At 39.3% G+C, this 16,093-nt stretch carries 14 protein-coding genes; 9 read left to right on the top strand and 5 right to left on the bottom strand.

Going from position 1 to position 16,093, the window contains the following annotated elements; all coding sequences use genetic code 11:
• Positions 1-73: 73 nt before the first annotated feature.
• Together GQR93_RS14305 and GQR93_RS14300 are read left to right on the top strand one after the other, a co-directional pair.
• Complete coding sequence (locus tag GQR93_RS14305) at positions 74-1,252, top strand: homoserine dehydrogenase (protein WP_035444169.1); 1,179 nt, start codon at positions 74-76, stop codon at positions 1,250-1,252.
• Positions 1,249-2,577 carry an aspartate kinase gene (locus GQR93_RS14300; RefSeq protein WP_003550880.1) on the top strand — a complete coding sequence of 443 codons (1,329 nt, stop codon included), beginning with the start codon at positions 1,249-1,251 and terminating at the stop codon, positions 2,575-2,577. The genes GQR93_RS14305 and GQR93_RS14300 overlap by 4 nt, the downstream gene beginning before the upstream one ends.
• Positions 2,578-2,840: 263 nt before the next feature.
• On the opposite strand, the gene GQR93_RS14295 is transcribed toward GQR93_RS14300, so the two are convergent.
• A complete protein-coding gene (locus GQR93_RS14295) occupies positions 2,841-3,668 on the bottom strand; it encodes a LysR family transcriptional regulator (protein WP_003550878.1) in 828 nt (275 codons plus the stop codon).
• A gap of 109 nt (positions 3,669-3,777) precedes the next feature.
• Between GQR93_RS14295 and GQR93_RS14290 the strand changes: the two genes are divergently transcribed.
• Positions 3,778-4,761: a TDT family transporter gene (locus tag GQR93_RS14290; RefSeq protein WP_003550876.1), complete on the top strand. Its 984-nt coding sequence runs from the start codon at positions 3,778-3,780 to the stop codon at positions 4,759-4,761.
• Between the two features lie 24 nt (positions 4,762-4,785).
• On the opposite strand, the gene GQR93_RS14285 is transcribed toward GQR93_RS14290, so the two are convergent.
• Entirely contained in the window at positions 4,786-6,180 is a 1,395-nt protein-coding gene (locus tag GQR93_RS14285; protein ID WP_035444168.1) for an amino acid permease, read from the bottom strand.
• A gap of 122 nt (positions 6,181-6,302) precedes the next feature.
• Between GQR93_RS14285 and mmuM the strand changes: the two genes are divergently transcribed.
• From mmuM to GQR93_RS14270, 3 genes are all read left to right on the top strand, one after another.
• Positions 6,303-7,250, top strand: a complete 948-nt coding sequence (gene mmuM, locus GQR93_RS14280) for a homocysteine S-methyltransferase (RefSeq protein WP_003550872.1) — start codon at positions 6,303-6,305, stop codon at positions 7,248-7,250.
• Positions 7,251-7,517: 267 nt separating this feature from the next.
• Positions 7,518-8,843 carry a hypothetical protein gene (locus GQR93_RS14275; RefSeq protein WP_225430359.1) on the top strand — a complete coding sequence of 442 codons (1,326 nt, stop codon included), beginning with the start codon at positions 7,518-7,520 and terminating at the stop codon, positions 8,841-8,843.
• 52 nt (positions 8,844-8,895) lie between these two features.
• Entirely contained in the window at positions 8,896-9,477 is a 582-nt protein-coding gene (locus GQR93_RS14270; RefSeq protein ID WP_003550867.1) for a TetR/AcrR family transcriptional regulator, read from the top strand.
• 206 nt (positions 9,478-9,683) lie between these two features.
• Here the strand turns inward: GQR93_RS14270 and GQR93_RS14265 are convergent, their stop codons facing one another.
• The 3 genes from GQR93_RS14265 to GQR93_RS14255 all read right to left on the bottom strand — a co-directional run bounded on the left by GQR93_RS14265 (position 9,684) and on the right by GQR93_RS14255 (position 10,980).
• Complete coding sequence (locus GQR93_RS14265; RefSeq protein ID WP_003550866.1) at positions 9,684-10,103, bottom strand: hypothetical protein; 420 nt, start codon at positions 10,101-10,103, stop codon at positions 9,684-9,686.
• 132 nt (positions 10,104-10,235) lie between these two features.
• Positions 10,236-10,760: a GNAT family N-acetyltransferase gene (locus GQR93_RS14260; protein ID WP_003550864.1), complete on the bottom strand. Its 525-nt coding sequence runs from the start codon at positions 10,758-10,760 to the stop codon at positions 10,236-10,238.
• Between the two features lie 40 nt (positions 10,761-10,800).
• On the bottom strand, positions 10,801-10,980 hold the full coding sequence (locus GQR93_RS14255) for a hypothetical protein (protein ID WP_003550862.1): 180 nt from the start codon (positions 10,978-10,980) through the stop codon (positions 10,801-10,803).
• 523 nt (positions 10,981-11,503) lie between these two features.
• Here GQR93_RS14255 and GQR93_RS14250 point away from each other — a divergent pair.
• The 3 genes from GQR93_RS14250 (at position 11,504) to GQR93_RS14235 (ending at position 16,034) form a co-directional block, all read left to right on the top strand.
• Positions 11,504-12,514, top strand: coding sequence for a ketopantoate reductase family protein (locus GQR93_RS14250; RefSeq protein WP_003550858.1), 1,011 nt, complete (start codon positions 11,504-11,506; stop codon positions 12,512-12,514).
• Positions 12,511-13,722: an aminotransferase-like domain-containing protein gene (locus GQR93_RS14245; protein ID WP_003550855.1), complete on the top strand. Its 1,212-nt coding sequence runs from the start codon at positions 12,511-12,513 to the stop codon at positions 13,720-13,722. The genes GQR93_RS14250 and GQR93_RS14245 overlap by 4 nt, the downstream gene beginning before the upstream one ends.
• Positions 13,723-14,636: 914 nt before the next feature.
• Entirely contained in the window at positions 14,637-16,034 is a 1,398-nt protein-coding gene (locus GQR93_RS14235) for an MFS transporter (protein ID WP_003550854.1), read from the top strand.
• Positions 16,035-16,093 lie beyond the last annotated feature (59 nt).

Here is a 16,093-nt window from a genome sequence, read left to right as displayed (position 1 = left end):
GATAATCTGTTTTCAGTTAAAAAACAAGTGTTTATTATTAATGAACAAAAGAGAGAATCGGGAGGTTACAGCTGTGAATATTGCAATACTAGGGTTTGGAACGGTCGGAACAGGCGTTTATAAAATTATAAAGAAGGCAAACCGTCTAACCCAAAACCTCCATGTTAAACATATTTTGATTAGAAAAAATAAAAAACCTGATTTACCGGAAATGACTGACAGCTTCGATGAAATTTTAAATGATAAAGATTTAGATGTGGTTGTTGAGGTAATTGGCGGTATCGAACCAGCGCACCAATACATACTTGAGGCGCTTAAACATAAAAAACACGTTATTACTGCAAACAAAGCGGTGATTGCCCGTTATATGGACGAATTTACAAAAATTGCCGACGAAAACGGCGTTAAATTCTATTTTGAATCCAGTGTGGGTGGCGGTATTCCTTGGATTCAAGGGTTGGAACGGGCACTACGGGTCGATGATGTTAACAAAATTCAAGGAATTTTCAATGGTACCAGTAATTTCATTCTTGACCAGATGAAGCGCAGTGGTGAAACTTTCAACGATGTCTTATTGAAGGCACAGGCTTTAGGGTACGCCGAAGCAGATCCAAGCGCAGACATTGACGGGTTGGATGTTGCCAACAAGTTATGTATCAGTTGTGATATTGCTTATGATTACTTTGTGAAACCGACAGCCGAATTGCCAATCTTTGGCATTCGAAATATTACGGAAGATGACATTTCTCATTTCTCAAAAGAGGGCTACACCGTTAAATTAATGGGAAAAAGTCATCAACATGGCAACGAATTTGACTATGTGGTTGAACCTACCTTATATCACGGCGATACGCTTGAAGCCAATACCTGTGATAACTACAATTTGATTTCGCTGCACGGTGAAACCATCGGCAACTTAAAGTTTATGGGGCAAGGAGCCGGGCAACTCCCTACTGCTAATGCAGTTATTCAAGATATTCTGGACATTTTCCAAAATAAAGAACATTTAAAACGTGAATTCAAGAGCAAATTAAAGTATCGATCGGATTTAACCAGAAGTAATTATATTGTTCGTTCAGAGATTGATTGTGCACATTTATTTGCCAAGTTTAATCCATGTACCAGAGGCGATTATCTTTTGGTTCAACAGATTCCGGTCGGTGAGATGCATCGATTGATGAGAAAAGTACTTGAAAAAGACGAAACGGCCTTTATGGCAAGTTTGCCAAGCAAAGAGGGTGAATCAGAATGAAAGTAGCAAAATTTGGTGGTAGTTCGGTTGCCGACTCGGATCAGTTTAAAAAAGTAAAAGCCATCGTAATGGGTAACGCGGATAGAAAGGCAGTGGTTGTCAGTGCTGCCGGTAGAAGTGAGAATGAGCCGGTTAAAGTGACGGATCTCTTGATTAAAATCGAGCAATTGCGGGATGCAGGTCAGGACTATCTACCGGTGTTTAATCATATTGCAGAACGATTTGTTTCAATACGTGATGATCTGGGATTGAATGTGGCAATAGAAGACGATCTGAGGGTAATCAAGTCTCAAATTGCTCAAGCCGGTCATGATTATTTGGTGTCACGCGGTGAGTTCTTGACGGCAAAGTTAATGGCGGATTTTCTTGGTTTCCGGTTTGTGGATGCCAAGCAATTCATGATTTTTAATGACGATCAATTTGATTATTCGGAGTCCAGGAACCTTTTAAAATCAATTGTTGCAGATAGTTCGCGAATTGTGGTTCCCGGTTTTTATGGTGTGGATGAAAGTGGGAGAACCCATTTGATGCCTCGGGGTGGATCTGATATTTCCGGTTCGATTTTAGCTAATTTGTTGGATGCAGATCTTTATGAAAACTGGACTGACGTTTCCGGGATAAAGATGGCAGATCCGCGTATTATTGACCAGTCTCGAAAAATTAATGAATTAACATATGAAGAATTACAGGAACTTTCCTACATGGGCATTAGTGTTTTTCAGGAAGAAGCTGTTCAGCCTGTGAGGGCAAAACGGATTCCGATTGCTATTTTGAACACTAATCATCCCGAAGAAGACGGTACGCTGGTAGTTGATCAGGCGCGGGAAAATACCGCAAATTTAATTACGGGTATTGCCGGTAAAAAAGATTATGTGATTATTTCCATTAATAAGTACCAGCTCAGTAAGCGACTGGACATTTTGTCGAAAGTCTTCTCTATTATTCAACGATTTGACGTTTCCTTTGACTATTTACCGTCTGGAACTGATTCATTCAGCTTTATTGCGAAGCGGGCAGCCGTTTCTAATAAGGTACAGGAAATTATTAGTGCCCTTGAGGAAGAGTCCGATCTGGACAGTGTTAAATTGGAAAAGGATATTTCGTTAGTTGCAGTGGTCTCCGATCAACTTGGAAAACGACCAGCGGTTGCCGGAAAAATTTTGGATATTTTGGATAACAGTCAAATTAAAATTCATTTGGTGATTCAAGAAAGCAGTGATATTAAATTAGTGTTTGGCGTTGCCAATAAAGATTATGAAAAAACCATTGAAAAGATTTATCGAAATGTGAGTTTGAATGAAAAAAAGTTGAGAATGGCAATCTAGGTGATTGATACTGAATTGCCAATAAGTTGAATTTAAATGAATTGCCATTAAAGGCCCGTCTTTCGTTAATGAAGACGGGCTTTTAATGTATTAAATCATTGTTATATTTAACTGGGATTGTCAACGCATTTTCTATTGCCTGTGTTATGTTATCCAGAGTATGTGTCGGCATGAAAAATAACGACTAATGTTTGACTAATTACACCTACGCAATAAACCAGAGACAAAAAGTTCATTTGCTTTTATCTCCGATTTATTGTGCCTTAAATGTTAGTTGGCAAAACAGATTTAATTAGTTCCAAAAATTGATTGATAAAGGGATCCTTTGCCCTTTCCTCCTTCACTAATAAATAAAAATCGCGTTTAAAATGATTCCCTAGGCTTTCGATGGGAATTCCCTGTGGCACATCCTGGCTTGAAAGCAGTGCTTGGCCAACTCCTTGGGAAATCATTCTTCGAATCAAGCCGCTATTGTTAACCCGTATTAATTTTTGGCGTTGAATGTCAGCTTCACGAAAGTATTGTTCGGTGTAGTAACCAATACCGGAGCCGGCTTCTCTTGTTATCCAAGTGCCGGTATCTTTACCAGCCTTCACTAGTTGATCCTTACCAATGGATAGTCGTCTAATGGTTTCGGTTACCAATGGTTTTTCGATGATGCCGATATCAACTTTATAAGTTTCTACCTGGTTTAAGACATTTTCGGAATTTGAAACGGTGATGTCGAAGTTAACATCGGGAAAATCGGTTAGAAGGCGACTAGCGGTTTTGGAAAACAAGATTCGTGAAATAGTTTGTGAAATGCCAAAATGAACATAACGGACGTTATCATTTTCAAGATGTCCGATTTGATCATGAACTGCCTGCCAATCATTTAAAATTTTTCCTGACTGTTGATAGAGGAGATCTGCAGCAGGAGTTGGGGTGATCTCACGACGGCTTTTACGTTCGAACAGGGTAGTATGTAACTGCATTTCAATTTGCTTAATTTGATTTGAAACGGTTGGTTGTGTGATAAAAAGTTGCTGAGCCGCCAGTGAAAAACTTCTGGTTTTGTAAACAGTCATAAATGTTTCTAAGAATTTAAACATCAACTCACCACCTATAAAGTTTGTCTATAATAAATATAGATATTATCAATTTTATTTATTCTAACATAGCACGTATAATAAAACCCATCAAAGAACGGAGGGAAAATGAATGAGATTATTTTTGAAAAAATTACCATTACCGATTTGTGGCTTAATATTGGGAATTGTGTCTTTAGGAAATTTATTCAAGGCCATTGGGCTGACGCTGATTGGCAATCTATGGGGCATTATTGGTTTAGGGTTGATTTTATTAGTTATTGCTAAAATCGTGATTCACTTTAAACACAGTTTTGCCGACCTACAAGATCCGGTTATCGCATCGGTTGCACCGACCTTTACAATGTCATTGATGATTTTGAGCACTTTTCTAAAATCATGGCAGTTACCGATGATGCCAATGGTTATTTGGGTATTTGCAGTTTGCCTGCAATTTCTGATAATGGGGTATTTTGTTTATAGTCACCTTCTAAAACCTTCCGTCCACTTGGATAATGTTTATCCAAGCTGGTTTGTCACTTTTGTTGGTATCGGCGTCATTCCGGTAACGGCACCTAATTTTATTCCTGCAATCGGCACACCGATTTTATGGCTATCGCTTGGATTGTATGCTATTTTATTGCCAATTGTTTGTATCCGTCTGTTGCGCCGCGAGCTCATGTTTGAAGCTACCTTGCCCTTACTAGCAATTATGGCGGCACCGGCTTCGCTTTGTTTGACAGGCTACTTAAATATGAGCCCAGCACCGTCCTGGCTGTTTTCACTAATCATGGTGTTACTGGCACAAACATTGTATTGGGGTACATTCGTAAAGATTATTAAGTACGTTCGCCTATCATTTTATCCAAGTTTTGGTGCTTTTACCTTCCCACTTGTCATTTCCGCAACAGCACTTAATTTATGGCATCATACCTTTCATCTTGTCAACGGGTTAAGTAACCTGGTCGGTATCATAGCAAATGTGGAAATAACCATCGCGACTTGTATGGTCATCTTCGTGCTTGTGCGTTACGGCATCTTCCTAGTACAATTAGCCGAACAATCTTTGGAAAATCAAAAAGTGAGCGCTTCTCAAGAAGAAACACTCACTAAATAACATGAACGACTAACCGGATGCAAGCTATAACTTGCGCCGGCTTTTTGATTTTTTGAATTTGGTTTTCCCGTAGTAAACCAGGTAACAGCCAATCAAAAATGGTATCATGTAGAATAACGCTGGTCGTTGAGTAGGGTCAAAAATGATAAGGATACATGATAAAAAACTTAGGATAAATGCGACCCAAGGAACAAACGGATACCATGGCGTTTTAAACTTTAATTCAGATTTAGTATGACCGGCTTTAAGCCATGCTTTTCTAAAATTAATTTCTGAATAGGCAATGGCCATCCAAACAATCACGACTGCTAATCCTGAAATCGAAACCAGTACCAGATAAACGGTTGAGGCGGCAACTACGCTTGAGACAAGTGCCAACACACCACCCAGCATACTAAGGACAAGTGCGATCATCGGCACACCGCGGGAATTCGTTTTAGCGTATTTTAATGGTATCATACCCTCGTGGGCCAGCGACCAGAGCATTCTCGTTGAAGCATACAGTCCTGAGTTGGCAGCGGATAAAATGGCAGTTAGCACAACGAAATTCATTAAATCGCCCGCAAAGGGTAAACCAATACTGTTGAATACCAAAACAAATGGACTTTGATTAACGCCGGCTTTTTGCCATGGGATTAGTGAGGCCATAACGGTGATGCTTCCGATGAAGAAGATCACAAGTCTGAACAGAGTTGTATGGATAGCTTTTGGAATATTTTTTTCGGGATTCTTGGTTTCACCGGCTGTTACGCCAATCAATTCAGTTCCTGAAAAAGCAAAGTTAACTGTCAACATAGTTGTAAAAACGCCTTTGAAGCCGTTTGGAAAAAGGCCGTCTTTAACCAAATTATGAAACAGCGGGGCATGAGTATAGCCTTTAATCGGGATAACCCCAAAAATTGCCAAACCACCAAGAATAATAAAAAGAATAATTGCAATCACTTTAATACTTGAGAACCAAAATTCGGTTTCCGCAAAAAACCGGACAGACAATGCATTTGAAGTGAAAATAACGATCATAAACAGCAGGCTCCAGATCCAAGTGGGAGATTTTGGAAACCAGGTGCGCATAATTAGTCCGGCTGCCGTGAATTCTGACCCTAACGCAACGGTCCATGTCAGCCAATAAAGAATGGCAACAGTGAACCCGGTCCCCGGGCCGATAAATTTATCTGCATAAACATGGAATGATCCGGTTTGTGGCATTGCAACGGAGAGTTCCCCCAGACAAAGCATGACTAAATAAACGATAATTGCGCCAATACCATAGGCCAAAATTGTGCCGACCGGACCGGCTTCGTGGATGGTATATCCAGAGCTCAGGAAAAGACCGGTTCCAATGACACCGCCTAGTGAAATCATTAGAAGATGCCGTGATTCCATTTTGCGTTCAAGTGCAATATGCGGTTTTTCTTTCATAAAAGTTATCCTCCAAACAATTGCTTTTTTCTCATTTTGAGATAAAATGATTAGAATCCAATACATAAAAGAATGCACTAAATTAGAAGAAGTTACAACCCAAAATATGTCGGAGGTAAATCATGACGGACTTAATTAAAGAAAATTTAGATAGCAAACGAGCACTGGTGCTTGATGGCGCAATGGCAACCGAACTTGAAAAGCACGGCGTGGATACAAGTAATGATTTATGGTCGGCAACTGCACTAATTAATGACCCGGATGCTGTTAAAGCTGTTCATACAAGTTATTTTGAAGCAGGTGCAGACATTACAATTACTGATACCTACCAAGCAAATGTAGAAGCTTTTAAAAAAGTTGGTTTTACCGAGGATCAAAGTGAAAAGTTGATCACCGAAGCAGTCCGTTTGGCACTGGAATCCAGGGATGATTTTTACGCAACGTTACCCACGGCAGAACGAGCCAAACGAGCCCTTTATCCACTGGTTGCCGGAAGTGTTGGTCCATATGGTGCCTACTTGGCGGATGGTAGTGAGTATACGGGTCATTATCAACTGACTAATGAGGCATATCAAACGTTTCATCAAAGAAGAATGCGGTTAATGGATGAGGCGGGCGTGGATGTCTTTGCGTTTGAAACTCAGCCAAATTTTGAAGAGACAAAGGCATTAGCTGATTTGCTGAGAGAAAAATTCTCTGATCGATTTGCATGGCTAACGTTTAGTATTAAGGATCCGGAGCATCTTTGTGATGGTACATCTTTAGCAAAAGCGGTATCCTACTTTGAAGATAATCCACAAATTAGTGCAGTTGGTGTGAATTGTACGTCCATGAATTTAATTGAGGACAGCATTAAAACGATTGCTTCAAATACGAACAAGCCTATCATTGTTTATCCTAACAATGGTGATATTTATGATCCTAAAACGAAAACTTGGACACCTAATCCCAATGCAACGACCTTTGCAGAATTAACGCCTAAATGGTTGGCTGCCGGTGCCAAGATCGTGGGTGGCTGTTGTCGGACAACGCCTGCGGATATTGAGCAGGTTGCTGAAAGCCTATTTTAATGTCTTAATAAACAATCTAAGATTAGATCCAGTTAGGCTGGGACAATAGTCAAAAATCAATACGACAACGTTCCCACTTCAAAGTGAAATTCCCGTGAAATCAGTATTTTTGTAAACTGATTTCACGGGAGTTTTTTTAAAAGTAATGTTCTTTGGAATTATGTCCCAGGCACTTATTTATTAAGTTGAATGCATGCAAATGCTTGCATGCATTCAAAAACACTGTTATACTTCTGGCATCGAATAAAGGAAGTAGGCGTGTTTAAAATGAATTTTAAAAAGTTTATAACGAGTCGTGGTGTCATCCTGGCAACGATTGTGTCAATTTTGTATGGTTGCTTGATTTTTGCGATATATTTTACGGGATATCAGGCAATGCCTAAACATGTTGATGAACTAACAGTAACGGTGGTTAACCGAAATAAGAATACTCGGACGTTGGCAGATCAAATTGAAAAAGGGTTGCCGTTTAAGCATATCAAGAAAGTTTCTAGTCTAAGAACCGCTAAAAAGCAGTTACACAATAAAAAAACGGCAATGATTATTGAGATTCCTTGGAACTTTAAATCAAGGATTAGTAGTAATTCTAAAACCAATTTGAATTTCTATATCGATGAAGCAACCCCTTATTCACAGGTGAGTGCATTAAAAACAGTCTCTCAAAAGATTGGTTATACCGTTAATCAACAAGTGATTATAGAAAAAGGTAAGGCGATGTTGTTAAAAGAGCCAATGACGGGCTTGGAAAAAACAGTTCAAACAAAACAGGCTCAACTTCAAAATCAATTACAGGCCAAAAAACAACAGATTGCCCAAGCTCCAGAAGCTCAGCAGCCAAGACTAGAGGCGCTTCTTAAGCATCAGGAGTTGAACGCAAAACAAAAACTTGAGGCTCAAGTCAAGCAACAATCCAAAGCCATTCGCAACCGGGTATCCGATACGTATCAAGATGTTGATCACTCCGTTGGAACAAATCTTGTTCGGGTCCATCCGGTTAAGACGGGAATGAATCATGCACTGGCTCCATTTATTGCAAATATTGCCGTTTACCTCGGAACATTAATTGGTGCTCTTCTTCTCTATGGCACATATGCAAAGTTTGTACCGATAGTTGGTCGATTCAAATCATTCGCGTTTCTGGAAACAGCAGCAATCTTATTATCTATTATTGGTTCATTGTTCACATCATGGAGCATCACCGGGTTTATGGGGCTTGGAGGTTCGCAGTTCGCAAACTTATGGTTAAATCACGGATTAGAAATCTTCGGATCATTGAATTTTAATTTAATTCTGGTTTTACTGCTTGGTCAGATTGGCACCGCGTTAAATATTTTTCTAACAATGATCCAGGTTGTTTCAGGTGCAGGGATGATCCCTTTGGTAACACTCAATTCGTTTTTCAAGGGTGCTCATTATATTTCACCGATGTTTTACAGTATTCAAGCAGATTTTAATATTATGTTTGGCGGTAGTCAGGCCGGCATGTATTTGGGACAATTGGTTCTTTTGGCACTTGGAATCTTGATAGTAAATATCGTTATTGTGACCTTTAGAAAGCATCAGCCAATCCTTGATTTTCATCAACTAAGTTAATCGGATATAATGGGCTTAACAAGTCGATTCTGAAAGGTAGGGTTGCTGATAAATGGTCCAAAAAATAACGACAGATGAAAAAATTTTGAATGCTTTTTCCAAGCTTCTGGAAGAAAATGGTTATACGGAAACAACAACGAAGAAAATCGCGCAAGCTGCAGGCGTCAATGAGAGTACCTTGTTTCGCCACTTCAAGGATAAAGAACAGCTTGTTAAAGAGTTGGTTCAGAAATACATGAGCGATATTGATACAGTCAACGCAGGGTTTATACCGAGTGGCGACATTGTAACTGATTTAATGCGGGTTGCCGACTTGTATAATCATTTTGTTGAAGCTCATAAAGCGTTATTTCTAATTGGTATGCGGGATTCGTTTCAGTTTCCCAAGTTAAAAGAAATGATTATCCAATTACCGATGAAACTCAAAAAAATCTTAGTGTCCCGGATGACGGAAATGAAGCATTCAGGGGAAATTAATGGGTTGGTTAATATTGAGATTACTGCCACAAATTATATTACTTTGATTTTGGGTCACGCGCTGATCCAAAACATTTATACCGATACAGGACTGGATATTTCACAGGTCGATTTTGTACAAAAAAATGTCCGCGATTTTGCGGAACATTTAAAGTGAGCGTTGATTAGGCTGATAAAAAGTAAAAAGCGGAAACCTTTAATGCGGTTTCCGCTTTTTGGTAATTATAAATTGTTTATTCATAATGGGGTGCCCGAGTGATAGATGATACATACGATTTAAAATGCTCTTAACTAAAAGGGAACTCGGACAAGATCCTATTCAGGATTGCCTAAGTTTCTTTTTATGCGGTTCTCAATTATTAGCTAGTCATCTTCTGGTAATCGATTAGGATTATCATTCGCTTTTGCAGCATTTGGGTTCTTCCCTTTAGTTAAATAACCACGCCATACCCAGCCAGTGTCATGTTCACCATCAACTTGATAATATACCCGCTTCTTTGCCCCCTTTTGAAGTACCCAAACACCAACCACATTCCAAGTTTCATAAGGGTACTTATTTAGGTTTGTATGTTTGCTTACTGTTGGTGTTGTCCAAAGAATAGCACTTTGCTTGGGGGTTTTGGCATGATATGGAACCCCAGGATAAGCAGCTCCCTTGATAACCTTCCAACCTGACTTAAGAACAATTTTATTTTGAGCGGCTACCGGTGATGTCATTGAAGGTAGCACTATTCCAATGGCAAAGATACTCATTATCAATATTAAAAAAAATCTCTTTTTCATTGTTTTTCTCCTTTCCCGGTTATATTAGTTCTCTTATTTAGGATAATCCGAATGACTTCAAAAACGATGGTTTTATCAGTCAACAGAAAAAATCAAGGTACCACAGGAAAGATAGGTTTCGACAGAATATTGCTAAATATTGAATGCGGATAGATAATTAACAGTACCGGTAACGCCTTCAAGTCCTTTAGGAACCAATGCCTTTATCATGTATGCATCGTCCGGTGCAGGGAATGGTGCTTTAATATTAAATAGGCTGGCTTTTTTATAACCAAACCTTGAGTAGTAATCCGGCCACCCAAGAATACTGATAAAGTTGTACTTGGCCCGTTTAGCCCGTTGCTCTAATTCTGCGAGTATGGCTTGCCCAATACCTTGCTTTTGAAAAGATGGCGAGACTTCTAACGGTGCCAAGCACAAACCGGTTTTCGATTGGTTTGCGTTTTTAACTTGAACCTCGCTGAGTAGGCCGTGCCCGATAATTTGGCCCGATTGATCGGCTACCACTTCAAGTGTTTTATGGTAAGTTGGATCTAATCGAATCTTTTCTACCAGCTCTGCTTCACCGCCATAGCCGTTGGATGATTTTGAGAACGCGGTTAAAATAAGATCCGAAATAGCTGAATAGTCTTCTTTTCGAACAGTCCTGATTTGCACTTAAACATCTCCATTCAATGCGTTGAGCGACCAACCCGATTTATTTCTTTTTTGATTTTCGACTTATGAGATCGGATAATAGCCAGCTAAGTATCATGATAATCGTTCCGACAATGACGAGCGGTAGGGCCAGTGCTTCATTTCCTAAGAAAAGAAGCACTATGGCGCCGATACAAAGCAGTAGTGAAATAAGTCCCCCAATTCCAATTAATAACCTCATAGCCACTGCCTTCTTTCAATCTAACTATAACGTACGGACCGCAATTTCAGCAAATGATCACAGAGCTTTGTAAAAAGTTTTTTGTTTGTAGAAGCATTGGTATTATGGCATTTTGATGAGAAAAAAGCAAAAAATCTAAAAAAGGCGGTTGACATTGCCTTAATAAATGTCTTACACTTCATACAACATTTAAATACGACTAATTGATTTGATTCAGTGGATTTAAAGTCACAGCCTTACTAAGAGAGTGCCGTTTGGTGAGAGTGCATTAAGACTATGATTAGAAAGACTGAATTTGACAACGTCACTTTTCGAGGTGAACTGGTAGCACCCATTATTGTGCAGCGTGTCAGTGGAATTTATGATTTTTGAATCATAAATTTCCCGTGCACGTTATGAGAAGTTGTTTGTGAGAACAACTCAAATTAAGGTGGTACCGCGTTAATTTAACGTCCTTTGGTTTTGATAACCAAAGGACGTTTTTTAGTTGTATTTAAAAAATAAAATACGAGGAGTGGTCAATATGAAGTACGGCATTATAGGCGCAGGAGCAATGGGATATAGGTATGGTGTTATGTTACAAAAGAATGCCGGCGTTGATGTTGACTTCATCGACACCTGGGAGCCGAATGTTGAGAAGGTTCGCGAACAAGGCGGTGTCTCAGTTGCTCGTGACCACAAGAATCGTCGTATTATTCCGATCAATATTTTCTACCCGGAAGAGTATTCAGGTCATCCGGATGTTTGGATTATTTTTAAAAAACAGATGCAATTAGCTGAAGAATTGGATCGCGACAATGTAGCAGGAATTTTTCACGATGATCAATACGTTTTTTCAGCAATGAATGGTATGGGACATTTTGAAAAAATCGCAAAGTTTTTTCCAAAGAACCATATCATTTGTGGCACGGCGATGATTGCAACTCGAATGGATGGACCAGCGAATGTTGATTTTATGGGCGTTGAAGGTACTGAAGTGATGCATATGGCCAGATATACAAATGACAAACCTGATGAAAAGACAAAAGCGATTGCTGATGATTTTAAAAAAGCCAAGCTAAATCCAGTTTTTGCGGATGATTGGATGGGAATGTGTATGTCTAAAGTTGTTTTCAATGCCGTTACAAACACACTGTGTACGATGTTTGAAATGCAGATGGGGCAATTTATTGAATATGAGGGTGTTCGAGCAATGGCACGACAATTATTTGATGAAGCATATGATGCGTGTGAGCGTGCCGGAATTTATTTAATTCCAACCCGTCAGCAGCAAGTTGATTCAGTTATTACCGTCAGTCAAGAATACAAGTATCATTACCCATCAATGTATCAGGATTTTTCAAAAGGTCGTCCCACAGAAGTCGATTATATTAATGGCTATATCGCTAAAATCGGTCGGGAACATGATTACATTTGTCGAACGCATGAATTTGTTGTTCATGAAGTTCATATGGCTGAAATGATGAGAAAGTACCACAAACCACAGGAAAATGTTGCGGATAATAATACTCAAAGGGAAGGTGTTCGACAATGACATATCAATTTTCAGATCGTGTACCAGAAAGTGATGAGGATCCAGTCGGAAATATTTTGAAGGTTGCCGGCAGTCCGGACGTGATTTCATTTGCAGGGGGTCTACCAGCCCCGGAATTATTTCCGGTGGCACAATTAAAGAAAGTTACTGATGAAGTTTATGATGAAAGCGGTCGTCAGGCTTTACAGTACAGCACTGCAATCGGTTATCCCCAGTTACGCGAGCAGATTGTTAAACGAATGGATCACCAAGGCGTTAAAACAACGATTGATAACATTATGATTTCAACCGGGTCGCAGCAATCCATCGACCTGACCGCCAAGATGTTTGTAAATCCCGGTGATACAGTAATTGTCGAAAAGCCGACTTATTTATGTGCACTGGATGTTTTTCGTAGTTATGGTGCTCATATTGTTGGTGTTGATATGGATGAGAACGGCATGAAGATTGATCAGTTAGAGAAGGCAGTAGCTGAAAATCCCAATACGAAATTTATCTATACAATTCCAAATTTCCAAAATCCGACCGGACGCACAATGTCCGCAGATCGGCGTGAACGAATGATTGAAATCGCTGATAACTACGACATCATGATTGTGGAAGATGATCCATATGGAGCGATTCGTTTTGCTGGAGACGATATTGAGCCGATTAAATTTTATGATGATCACGAGCGGGTGATTTACTTAAGTACTTTTTCCAAGATTCTGGCACCCGGGTTAAGATTGGGCTGGATTGTTGCTGAAAAATCTCTTACTAAGAAGTTTACGTTAATGAAGCAATCTGCAGACGTTCACTCTGATAATTTAACACAACATATCGTAGCCAAATTTATGTCGGAATATGATATTGACGATCATATTGACAAAATTAAACAGGTTTATCGAAAACGTGAACGGGTTATGATGAATGCAATTGAAGCATTCTTCCCTAAGAATGTTCATTATAGTCACCCTGAAGGTGGTTTATTCATTTGGGTTGAGGTTCCCGGTGATGTTGATACCAAGGCGTTGTTTGACACCTGTATCAAGCACAATGTGGCGTTTGTTCCCGGGGAACCATTCTATCCCGATGCTGTTACCCCTGGTACGTTCAGATTGAATTACTCAAATATGTCTGAGGATCATATTAAGACAGGCATTAAGCGATTGGGGGATGCAATCAAAGAAACAATTTCGGAATCGGTTTCCAGTGTAAGTAGAAACTAATCATCAAACCAACATAGCGACCAACCCGATCTAAAGTTTGATTGGAACCAGGCATAGAGTTGCCTGACACATATTACGAATGATTCATTTATGACAGTTACTAATTGAATGCTAAAGTGAATAAGATAAAAGGGTTTGCAGTGAATGCAGACCCTTTTGAATTACCGTGTTTTTGACCGATTGTATAAAATTGATTGAATCATTACGAAAATAATGAACATGTATCCTAAGAGAATGAAACTGTTAGTTGAAACAGAAATGTCTATGAAAGCATTTGCGATCACTAAAATCGACTGACAAGAAATTGATAAACAGTAAAACAATTTTTGAGATAATTGCCAATTTCCATTGGATGACCGACTTAATTTTGTGCGGTATCCAATGTGGTTAGAAGGGGCTTTTATAGGATTAACGATGTAGGCAATACAGAATAATAATAATAAAACTAAAATAGCGATACTCGATGTTAGACCGCTCATTCAATCACTCCCCCTTCTTAAAGAGATATTTAAACAAAACCCTATATCTAATTAACTTGAATTTCAAGAGAAACTGTCATGATGCTTGAAAGGTCATTATTTCTACACTATGCAATTAAAAGCCGGCCGAACGTTTTCCGGATTCAATTAGCCACATATAGTAATCAAGTCCGTATAACATACTCGCTTTGGGCTATTAATTAATGATAAGAAAATCAATTAATAGTGGTTTTGAATAGTGAAAAAATGACTGCGGGGGGAATCACCCTGGTGCTAATTGCTTTTTAGAAGTAATTCTCAAGTTCATGTGAATAGAGTAACCGGAAAATAATTCCAATTTTTACTAAAATTATCCTTGTTTGTTTCCCCTCTATGGGTTTATCATAATTAAATGCGCACTTAACGATAAATTACTGATATGGGGGCTTCTAAACTGTGGCAGAAACGCAAACAACAATTGAAGATGAAAATAAAAAACATCCATTCTTCGTCATTTCAATTATTTCCTTAATGACATTTATGGGTGTTTTAACTGAAACGTCAATGAATGTTACTTTTCCAACGTTAATGAAACAATTTCATGTGTCGTTAACAACCGTTCAGTGGGTAACAACTGGTTATTTATTGACGGTTGCGTTGTTAATGTTGGCATCCGCATTTTTAAAACGACGTTTCACGAATAAACAATTATTTGTTTGCGCAGCGTTGTTGTTTATGACCGGGGATATTTTAGGAGGTATTGCGACCAGCTACTGGGTATTGCTGCTGGGAAGATTAATTCAGGCCGGCTGTGTTGGCCTCACTGGCCCACTGATGGTCAATATTATTATGGATACCGTGCCTGCAACAAAATTCGGAACGTATATGGGGATGGCAAACCTCATTATCTTAATCGCACCTGCTTTGGGACCAACTTTTGGCGGAACCGTTGCCTACTTTGCCAGCTGGCGGATGATTTTTTGGATAACATTGCCCATAACCGCACTTTTACTTATATTAGGTGTTTTCAAAATCAAACAGTATTCACCAACTCGCAAATATGAATTTGATTGGTTGCGGTTTGCGTTACTATCGGTGGCGCTTACCAGTTTAATTATGGGACTTAATATTATGGGCGATCCTCATGGTTTGATTAATTGTCTATGGTACTTTGCTGTGACGATTATCACTTTTGGCCTGTTTGGCTGGCGTTCCAAATACAGTCATAAAGCCCTTTTTAAATTGTCTGTTTTCAAGCACCCATCTTTTATTTACAGTTTCCTGCCATACATTCTGCTTCAAGCTTCAAATATCGGTATTAACTTTCTATTACCCAATTACGTGCAAGTTGTTGACGGTGCCAGCGCCTTTATCGGTGGCCTTGTGTTATTGCCCGGAAGTATTTTAAATGGATTGGGACAGCCGATTTATGGCTGGATGTTGGATCGCTATGGTGGCAAATTACCGTTATATCTGGGTAATGCGTTGTTTTTTATTACAGCGCTCGGGTTTACCGTGTTTGGTCGTCATTTAACGATCATCGCTATTATCCTATTATATTTGGTGTTTGCGATGGGACGTTCAATGGCATTTGGAAATAGTATGACCTATGGACTGAAGATTCTCAGTGCTGATGTGAGGAATGACGCGAATGCGGTTTACAGCACCGGCCAACAGGTTGCAGGATCAATCGGGACGACTGTGATGGCGGTTTTAATGAGTTCAATCACGGTTCCTCATTTAACAAATGCACAAAACGTTGCGGTCGGCAGTCAGATTGCCTTTGGCCTGATTCTATTAGTGGGAACCGTTAACTTTTGGTTCTTTACGAAATTATTTAAACTTAAAGCATAAAAAAACGGGATACAAGACAAAATAATCTTTTTGCCTTGTGTCCCTTTAGTTTAAGTTAA

Origin of the sequence: Lentilactobacillus hilgardii, from assembly GCF_009832765.1 — a bacterium.
GTDB classification, from domain to species: Bacteria; Bacillota; Bacilli; order Lactobacillales; family Lactobacillaceae; genus Lentilactobacillus; species Lentilactobacillus hilgardii.
This window is presented reverse-complemented; position numbering and strand designations above follow the sequence as displayed.

Bases quoted from the DNA above. Each gene is read 5' to 3' on its own strand.
- GQR93_RS14300 (WP_003550880.1), top strand. From the start codon at position 1,249: ATGAAAGTAGCAAAATTTGGTGGTAGTTCGGTTGCCGACTCGGATCAG.
- GQR93_RS14295 (WP_003550878.1), bottom strand. From the start codon at position 3,668: ATGTTTAAATTCTTAGAAACATTTATGACTGTTTACAAAACCAGAAGT.
- GQR93_RS14290 (WP_003550876.1), top strand. From the start codon at position 3,778: ATGAGATTATTTTTGAAAAAATTACCATTACCGATTTGTGGCTTAATA.
- GQR93_RS14285 (WP_035444168.1), bottom strand. From the start codon at position 6,180: ATGAAAGAAAAACCGCATATTGCACTTGAACGCAAAATGGAATCACGG.
- mmuM (WP_003550872.1), top strand. From the start codon at position 6,303: ATGACGGACTTAATTAAAGAAAATTTAGATAGCAAACGAGCACTGGTG.
- GQR93_RS14275 (WP_225430359.1), top strand. From the start codon at position 7,518: ATGAATTTTAAAAAGTTTATAACGAGTCGTGGTGTCATCCTGGCAACG.
- GQR93_RS14270 (WP_003550867.1), top strand. From the start codon at position 8,896: ATGGTCCAAAAAATAACGACAGATGAAAAAATTTTGAATGCTTTTTCC.
- GQR93_RS14265 (WP_003550866.1), bottom strand. From the start codon at position 10,103: ATGAAAAAGAGATTTTTTTTAATATTGATAATGAGTATCTTTGCCATT.
- GQR93_RS14255 (WP_003550862.1), bottom strand. From the start codon at position 10,980: ATGAGGTTATTAATTGGAATTGGGGGACTTATTTCACTACTGCTTTGT.
- GQR93_RS14250 (WP_003550858.1), top strand. From the start codon at position 11,504: ATGAAGTACGGCATTATAGGCGCAGGAGCAATGGGATATAGGTATGGT.
- GQR93_RS14245 (WP_003550855.1), top strand. From the start codon at position 12,511: ATGACATATCAATTTTCAGATCGTGTACCAGAAAGTGATGAGGATCCA.